Source organism: Corynebacterium kalidii, assembly GCF_022869005.1.
In the GTDB taxonomy this organism is placed as follows: Bacteria; Actinomycetota; Actinomycetes; order Mycobacteriales; family Mycobacteriaceae; genus Corynebacterium; species Corynebacterium kalidii.
This window is the reverse complement of record NZ_JALIEA010000007.1, coordinates 99,089-107,109: the sequence shown is the minus strand read 5'-3', so window position 1 is coordinate 107,109 and position 8,021 is coordinate 99,089. Positions and strand designations below refer to the sequence as shown.

Genomic DNA, 8,021 nt, shown 5'->3' with positions numbered 1-8,021 from the left:
TCGAAGGTGATCCGGCCCTTCCACATCGTGCCCAGCCAGTTGAAGAACTTCATGCCGGTCGGCACGGCGATCAGGAAGGTCATGAAGCTGAAGAACGGCAGCAGCACCGCACCGGTGACGAACATGTGGTGCGCCCACACCGCCAGCGACAGCGCCGCGATCGACAGCGTGGCGAACACCAGGCCGACGTAACCGAACATCGGCTTACGGGAGAACACCGGGAAGATCTCGGAGACGATGCCGAAGAACGGCAGGGCCAGGACGTAGACCTCGGGGTGGCCGAAGAACCAGAACAGGTGCTGCCACAGGATCGCGCCACCGTTGGCCGGGTCGTAGATATGGCCGCCGAGCAGGCGGTCGTAGAGCACACCGAGTGCGGCCGCGGTCAGCAGCGGGAAGATCAGCAGCACCAGCAGGGACATCACCAGGATGTTCCAGGTGAACACCGGCATGCGGAACATCGTCATACCGGGCGCACGCAGGCACAGGATCGTGGTGATCATGTTGACGCCGGCGAGGATGCTGCCGACGCCGCCGACACCGACACCGACGATCCACAACTGCGAGCCCACACCGGGCGAGTGGATGGCGTCCGCCAGCGGCATGTACATCGTCCAGCCGAAGTCCGCCGCGCCACCGGGGGTGAGGAAGCCGGTGAGCATGATGATGCCGCCCCAGGTGGTCAGCCAGAAGCCGAAGGCGTTCAGCCGGGGGAAGGCCACGTCCGGTGCACCGATCTGCAGCGGCATGATGTAGTTGGCGAAGCCCCAGACGATCGGGGTGCCGAACAACAGCAGCATGATGGTGCCGTGCATGGTGAACAGCTGGTTGAACTGTTCGTTGGACAGGAACTGCAGACCCGGGTGGAAGAGCTCCACACGGATCAGCAGGGCCATCAGACCGCCGATTCCGAAGAAGATGAAGGCGGTGATGATGTACATGATGCCGAGCTGTTTGTGGTCGGTCGTGGACAGGAGTGCCCACGCATGGCCACCCTTCTTCGACTTCCCACCTTGAGGAGCAGGCCGATCTGGGGAGACCGGCTGGTCTTCCCTGGGCGCTACTGCGGTCATTCAATCCTCCTGACTACGCGGTGTCGTTCGTCGGGACGACACCCAATGAATGAGCTGCACAGCGGGCACCTAGTGGCGTTGAGACGTCACCCGTCACGGGTCACCCGCACAGACTGGGACCAATACTAATCGGTCAGCGCCGGCATTAATAGCCGGAGGCCCCCGTCGCCCCCTCGTTGACGCGATCGGGGGTGCATCCCCGCCTCCGCTCCCCCGGTGCCCCGTGACGCGGACACCCCGCCCTCCCGGAAGGAGGACGGGGTGGACACCCTGGTGGCGGGGTCAGAAGTCCCAGTCGTCGTCACTGGTGTTCTCCGCCGTGCCGATCACGTAGCTCGACCCCGACCCGGAGAAGAAGTCGTGGTTCTCGTCACCACCGGGGTTCAGTGACGACAGGATCGAGGGTGAGACGTTGGTCTCGTCGACGGGGAAGAGACCTTCGTAGCCGAGGTTGTTGAGCGCCTTGTTCGCGTTGTACCGCAGGAACCTCTTGACGTCCTCGGTCCACCCGAGGTCGTCGTAGATGTCCTCCGTGTACTGGCACTCGTTGTCGTAGAGCTCGAACATCAGCTCGAAGGTGTGCTCCTTGAGCTCCTGCTGGCGCTCGGCGGACTCCTTCTCCAGCCCGCGCTGGTACTTGTAGCCGATGTAGTACCCGTGCACCGCCTCGTCCCGGATGATCAACCGGATCAGGTCGGCGGTGTTGGTGAGCTTGGCGTGGGACGACCAGTACATCGGCAGGTAGAAGCCCGAGTAGAAGAGGAAGGACTCCAGCAGCGTGGAGGCGATCTTCTTCTTCAGCGGGTCGTCGCCCCGGTAGAAGTCGAGGATGATGTCGGCCTTGTCCTGGAGGTTCCTGTTCTCCTCGGACCAGCGAAAGGCGTCGTTGATCTCCGGGGTGGAGGCCAGGGTCATGAAGATCGACGAATAGGACTTCGCGTGCACCGACTCCATGAAGGCGATGTTGGTGTAGACGGCCTCCTCGTGCGGGGTGATCGCGTCCGGGATCAGACTCGTCGCCCCGACCGTGCCCTGGATGGTGTCCAGCATCGTCAGACCGGTGAAGACACGCATCGTCGCCTGCTTCTCGGTCTCGGTCAGGGTCCCCCAGCTCTGGATGTCGTTGGAGAGCGGAACCTTCTCCGGCAGCCAGAAGTTCGCGGTCAGCCGGTCCCACACCTCGAGGTCCTTGTCGTCCGGAATGGTGTTCCAGTTGATGGCGGTGACGGGGCCGCCCTGGGTGTGGTGGACGGGCGAGTGAGGCTGCCGGGACATTGTCATGTACCTCTCCTGAGGAGCGAGTGATGGAGCGTAGAGCATCCGCCGACCCCGGGCCGGATGGCCGATCGACGGACACGGACGCCAGCCATACTAGCCCTGAAAAGACGGTCGCGCGAACATCCGCACCCGCCCCTCCCGACCCCCTGGGAGGCGTCACGGAAGACCGTCGACCACCCCCGAAAAGGGCTATCTGACATGAGCCGACACTAACCCGTTCACGGGCCCGACACGACCCCTCCCCCACCCCGGACGACGCCACCACCGGGCAAACACCGCGACAACCTGCACATATCCCGCCCCCACCGAAGGTAGCACAGGCAACGCACAATTAGGGCAGACACGCCTTTTTACCTGCACATATAACTGGTTGGTTAGCCTGAACTGGCTAGAGAAAGGTTTAGACGATCAGTACCGTTACCACCATGAGCATCAACGAGAAGTTCCAGGAAGCCGTCAACCAGCAGGTCGTCGCCGAACACCAGGCGTCCCTCATCTACACCCAGCTGTCCTACGAGATGGACCGACTCTCCTTCCTCGGCATGCGCGACTGGTTCCGCACACAGGCCGACGAGGAGCGCGAGCACGCCGCGAAGTTCGCCTCCCACCTCCTCGACCGCGACGCCCGCGTCGACCTCACCGACATCGACCTCCCGTCGCTGAAGATCGCCACCCCGCTCGACGCCTTCGAGGCCGCCCTCAACCACGAGCAGAAGGTCTCCGAGATGATCCGCAACCTCGCCCGCACCGCGGACGAGACCGGCGACATCGACTCCCGTCAGCTGATCAACTTCTTCCTCGCCGAGCAGATCGAGGAGGAGTCCACCATCAACGACATCATCGACTGGATCAAGACCGTCGGCAACGACGGCTCCGGCCTGCTGCGCATCGACGCCAAGCTCGCTGCACGCGACGGAGAGTAGTCTCTCTCCCCTCCACCCCCGCGTCCGCTTCCGGCTCACCTGACGCGAACACCCCGGAGTCCACGTCCTGGACTCCGGGGTGTTCGTGTCCCACCCGTCGGGCGGCGTCAGAGCATGCAGCTCACGCAGCCCTCGACCTCGGTGCCGGCCATGGCCGTCTGCCGCAGGCGGATGTAGTACAGGGTCTTGATGCCCTTGCGCCAGGCGTAGATCTGCGCCTTGTTGATGTCACGCGTGGTCACCGAGTCCTTGAAGAACAGGGTCAACGACAGCCCCTGGTCGACGTACTTCGTCGCCACCGCGTAGGTGTCGATGATCTTCTCGTAGCCGATCTCGTAGGCGTCCTCGAAGTACTCGAGGTTGTCGTTGTCCATGTGCGGCGCCGGGTAGTAGACGCGGCCGATCTTGCCTTCCTTGCGGATCTCGATCTTCGACGCGATCGGGTGGATCGACGACGTCGAGTTGTTGATGTAGGAGATCGAGCCGGTCGGCGGCACGGCCTGCAGGTTGCGGTTGTACAGGCCGTCGGCCATCACCGCCGCCTTCAGTTCCGCCCAGTCCTCGGCGGTCGGGACGTGGATCGAGGACGCCTCGATGATCGCGGCGACCTTCTCCGTGCGCGGCTGGAAGGTGGCCGGGTCGTAGGAGTCGAAGAAGGCACCGGAGGCGTAGTCGGAGTTCTCGAAGTTGCGGAACGCCGTCCCCCGCTCCCGGGCGATGGTGTTGGACGCCTTGAGGCACTCGTACATGACCGCGGCGAAGTAGGCGTTGGTGAAGTCCAGGCCTTCCTCCGATCCATAGTGGATGTGCTCGCGGCCGAGGAAACCGTGGAGGTTCATCTGCCCCAGGCCGATCGCGTGGGACCCGTCGTTGCCTTCACGGATCGACGGCACCGAGTCGATGGAGGTCTGGTCGGACACGGCGGTGAGACCACGGATGGCGGTCTCGATGGTCCGGGAGAAGTCGTCGGAGTCCACGGCGGCGGCGATGTTCAACGACCCCAGGTTGCAGGAGATGTCCTCACCGACGTGGGAGTAGGTCAGGTCGTCGTTGAACTCGCTGGGCGTGGAGACCTGGAGGATCTCGGAGCACAGGTTCGAGTGGGTGATGCGCCCCTCGATCGGGTTCGCCTTGTTCACCGTGTCCTCGAACATGATGTACGGGTAGCCGGACTCGAACTGGATCTCGGCGAGGGTCTGGAAGAACTGACGGGCGTTGATCTTCTTCTTCCGGATCCGCGGGTCCTCGACCATCTCCTCGTAGTGCTCGGTCACGGAGATGTCGGCGAACGGACGACCGTAGATGCGCTCCACGTCGTACGGGGAGAAGAGGTACATGTCGTCGTTACGCTTGGCGAGCTCGAAGGTGACGTCCGGGATCACCACGCCCAGCGACAGGGTCTTGATCCGGATCTTCTCGTCGGCGTTCTCCCGCTTGGTGTCGAGGAACTTCATGATGTCCGGGTGGTGTGCGTTGAGGTACACCGCGCCGGCGCCCTGACGCGCGCCGAGCTGGTTGGCGTACGAGAAGGAGTCCTCCAGCAGCTTCATCACCGGGATCACACCGGAGGACTGGTTCTCGATGTGCTTGATCGGGGCCCCGGTCTCACGCAGGTTGCTCAGCAGCAGCGCCACTCCGCCGCCGCGCTTCGACAGCTGCAGTGCGGAGTTGATGGAGCGGCCGATCGACTCCATGTTGTCCTCGATACGCAGCAGGAAGCAGGACACCGGCTCACCGCGCTGCGCCTTGCCGATGTTCAGGAAGGTCGGGGTCGCCGGCTGGAAACGGCCGCCGATGATCTCGTCGACCAGGTTCCCGGCCAGCTCGATGTCGCCGTCGGCCAGTCCCAGGGCGACCATGCACACACGGTCCTCGTAGCGCTCGAGGTACCGCCGGCCGTCGAAGGTCTTGAGCGTGTAGGAGGTGTAGTACTTGAACGCGCCGAGGAAGGTCTTGAAGCGGAACTTGTGGGAGTAGGCACGCTTGAACAGGGCCTTGACGTCGGCGAACTCGTACCGTTCGAGCACCTCCGGGTCGTAGTACTTGTTCTCCACCAGGTAGCCGATCTTCTCCTCCAGGTCGTGGAAGTAGACGGTGTTCTGGTTCACGTGCTGCAGGAAGTACTGGTTGGCGGCCTCGCGGTCCTTGTCGAACTGGATCCGGCCGTCGGCGTCGTACAGGTTGAGTAGTGCGTTGAGCTGGTGGTAGTCCAGCTGGTTGGCCTGCTGGACCGGCTCTGCGACGGTCTTCCCGAGTTCGGTGGTCATGACTCTCCCGTAATGAAAAAGATGGTGTGTATGTGACTGTGTGTTCTGTTGTCGGCCGTCTACGTCATGCCACGGCCTCCCAGCGTCCGTCCTGCCGGAGCGCGTCCTCGAACTCGGACAGCCCCTCGTTGACCCGGTCGACATCGGCCGGTGTGCCCATGAGTTCGAAGCGGTACAGGTAGGGCACGCCGCATTTCGCCGCGATGACGTCGCCCGCCCGGCAGAAGTCCTCACCGAAGTTGAGGTTGCCCGACGAGATGACGCCGCGCAAGAGGGCACGGTTGGACGGGTCGTTGAGGAACCGGATGACCTGTTTGGGCACCGGGCGCGAATCGGCACCCGTGATCGAGGCGCCGCCGCCGTACGTCGGGCAGATCAGGACGAAGGGCTCGTCCACCGTCAACGCCGGGTCCTGGCGGCGCAGCGGGATCCGTGCGGCGGGCCGTCCCAGCTTCCGGACGAAGCGGTCGGTGTTGCGGGTGGTGGAGGAAAAATAGACGATGAGCATGGATGACTGTCCTTTCTATTTCTCACTGCCGTCGGTGAACCGGGCAGGAACGTAGGCCAGGAAGGACGGGACAACCGCGACAGCGACAATGGTACCGACAATCACGAGGACCCCGCCGACGAGCGTCGCGGTCCCTGCACTGAACAGGGATCCGGCCCATCCGTGCAGCATGTCCGCCAGCCGGGGACCACCGGCGACGACTATCAGGAACACGCCCTGCAGGCGCCCGCGCATCCGGTCGTCCGCCGCCTCCTGGAGCATCGCCGACCGCTGGACCGAGGAGAACATGTCGGCGACACCGCCCACGACGAAGGCCACGACGGCCACCCACGCCCACAGACCGACCCGGCCGTCGGCGAGGTTCACCGCCAGGCCCATGACGATGATCGCGGCGCCCCAGCAGAGCACCGAGACCACGATGCCCGCGCCCTGGCGCCGCAACCTCGTCACCGTCCCGGAGAAGACCCCGCCGACGACCGCACCCAACGGCACGGCGGCGAAGAGGAGCGCGTAGAACAGTCCGCCGTCGCCGGTCTCCCCGAAGTCCACGGAGGAGATCTGGGGGATCAGCGCCCGCGGCATGCCGAACACCATGGCGATGAGGTCGATGACGAAGCTCATCAGCAGGATCGGCATCGCCGCGAGGTAGACGAACCCTTCGGCGATACTGCGGAACCCGGGGGTACGCCGGCGCCGGGCCGTCGCGTCCGGCGCGTCCCCCGGCTCCCCGCCGAGATCGGGTGGCAGTGCCGGCAACTTCACCACCGCCCACAGCGTCGCCGCCAGACAGACGGCGTCGAGCAGGTACAACAGGGCGAAACCGGTCACCGGGATCAGCAGACCGCCGAGAATCGGACCGACGATCGCGCCGGCCTGCTGCACGGTCATGTTCAATGACACCGCGGCCGCGACGGAACCCTCCGGCACGATACGGGCGGTGATGGCCGTCCGGGTCGGCTGGTTCACCGCGAAGAACGCCTGCTGCAGGGCGAAGATGCTGAGCAGCAGCCAGACGTTGTCGAGCCCCGAGGCCGCCTGCGCCCAGAAGGCGACCGCGGTGACGATCAGGCCGACGGTGGTGATCATCAGCAGGCGCCGGCGGTCCATCATGTCGGCCAACGCGCCGCCGTACAGGCCGAAGACGATCAGCGGGACAAGCCCGAAGGCGCCGGCCAACCCGACGTAGGCGGAACTGCCGGTGATCGCGTAGATCTGCGCCGGGACGACGATGATGTTGAGCTGGGCCCCCACCACCGTGATGATGTTGGCCGTCCACAGCCGACGGAAGTGCGGCGACTGCAGCGGCGTGGTGTCGGCCAGCATCGACCGGAAAGCCGCTCCGCCGGGACGGCGCTCAGAGCGCGAAGCCATGAATAACACCACTCCAGGGTTCGTTGACGATCAGACATGAAAAGAGGGAAGGACGCTGCACGTCGCAGCGTCCTTCCCGGTGGTGCCCGGCCCCGTGGGGCCCGGATCAGGCGGCTGCTGCGTCCAGTCCCTTGATGCGGTCCGGCCGGAACCCGGACCAGTGTGCGTCCTCCGTGACGACGACCGGGGCCTGGAGGTGGCCGAGCGCCATGACGTAGTCACGGGCCTCGTCGTCGAGGCTGATGTCGACCATCTCGTAGTCCAGCCCGGCCTTGTCGAGAGCCCTCTTGGTGGCGGTGCACTGGACGCAGGCGGGCTTGGTGTAGACGGTGATCATCGAGGCGCTCCCTGGAGAAAAAAACGGCGGACGGTTCTGCGGTGAGTGCCCGGTCCAGCAGTGCCACCGGGAAGTCCTGTGGCCCCGCCCCTGCCGGGCTGATGACGACGACACTACACCGGAATCGGAGCGGGGCACAACCCGTACTCCTACGAGATATTGGGGTAATAACATCCGCGAAATACAACATATAGTAGTTACAAGGCGCGTATTCGCAGGTGGCACAGCGGCGCCGACACTACATGTTGGGCCCCGAAGACCACG

At 64.5% G+C, this 8,021-nt stretch carries 7 protein-coding genes; 1 reads left to right on the top strand and 6 read right to left on the bottom strand.

The annotated features are described in order from the left end of the window. The coding region (locus tag MUN33_RS01620) for a cbb3-type cytochrome c oxidase subunit I (protein ID WP_244803164.1) at nt 1-1,073 on the bottom strand (1,073 nt) is incomplete at its 3' end. Nucleotides 1,074-1,355: 282 nt separating this feature from the next. Continuing rightward, nucleotides 1,356-2,354: a class 1b ribonucleoside-diphosphate reductase subunit beta gene (gene nrdF / locus MUN33_RS01615; protein ID WP_244803163.1), complete on the bottom strand. Its 999-nt coding sequence runs from the start codon at nt 2,352-2,354 to the stop codon at nt 1,356-1,358. Between the two features lie 422 nt (nt 2,355-2,776). On the opposite strand from nrdF, the gene MUN33_RS01610 reads away from it, so the two are divergent. After that, entirely contained in the window at nt 2,777-3,274 is a 498-nt protein-coding gene (locus MUN33_RS01610) for a ferritin (RefSeq protein WP_244803162.1), read from the top strand. A gap of 107 nt (nt 3,275-3,381) precedes the next feature. Here MUN33_RS01610 and nrdE read toward each other — a convergent pair whose 3' ends face one another. From nrdE to nrdH, 4 genes are all read right to left on the bottom strand, one after another. Beyond that, nucleotides 3,382-5,541: a class 1b ribonucleoside-diphosphate reductase subunit alpha gene (nrdE, locus tag MUN33_RS01605; protein ID WP_244803161.1), complete on the bottom strand. Its 2,160-nt coding sequence runs from the start codon at nt 5,539-5,541 to the stop codon at nt 3,382-3,384. A 64-nt stretch (nt 5,542-5,605) separates the two neighbouring features. Next, nucleotides 5,606-6,049 carry a class Ib ribonucleoside-diphosphate reductase assembly flavoprotein NrdI gene (nrdI, locus tag MUN33_RS01600; RefSeq protein WP_244803160.1) on the bottom strand — a complete coding sequence of 148 codons (444 nt, stop codon included), beginning with the start codon at nt 6,047-6,049 and terminating at the stop codon, nt 5,606-5,608. A gap of 15 nt (nt 6,050-6,064) precedes the next feature. After that, on the bottom strand, nt 6,065-7,420 hold the full coding sequence (locus tag MUN33_RS01595; RefSeq protein WP_244803159.1) for an MFS transporter: 1,356 nt from the start codon (nt 7,418-7,420) through the stop codon (nt 6,065-6,067). 106 nt (nt 7,421-7,526) lie between these two features. Then, entirely contained in the window at nt 7,527-7,757 is a 231-nt protein-coding gene (gene nrdH, locus MUN33_RS01590) for a glutaredoxin-like protein NrdH (RefSeq protein WP_244803158.1), read from the bottom strand. Nucleotides 7,758-8,021 lie beyond the last annotated feature (264 nt).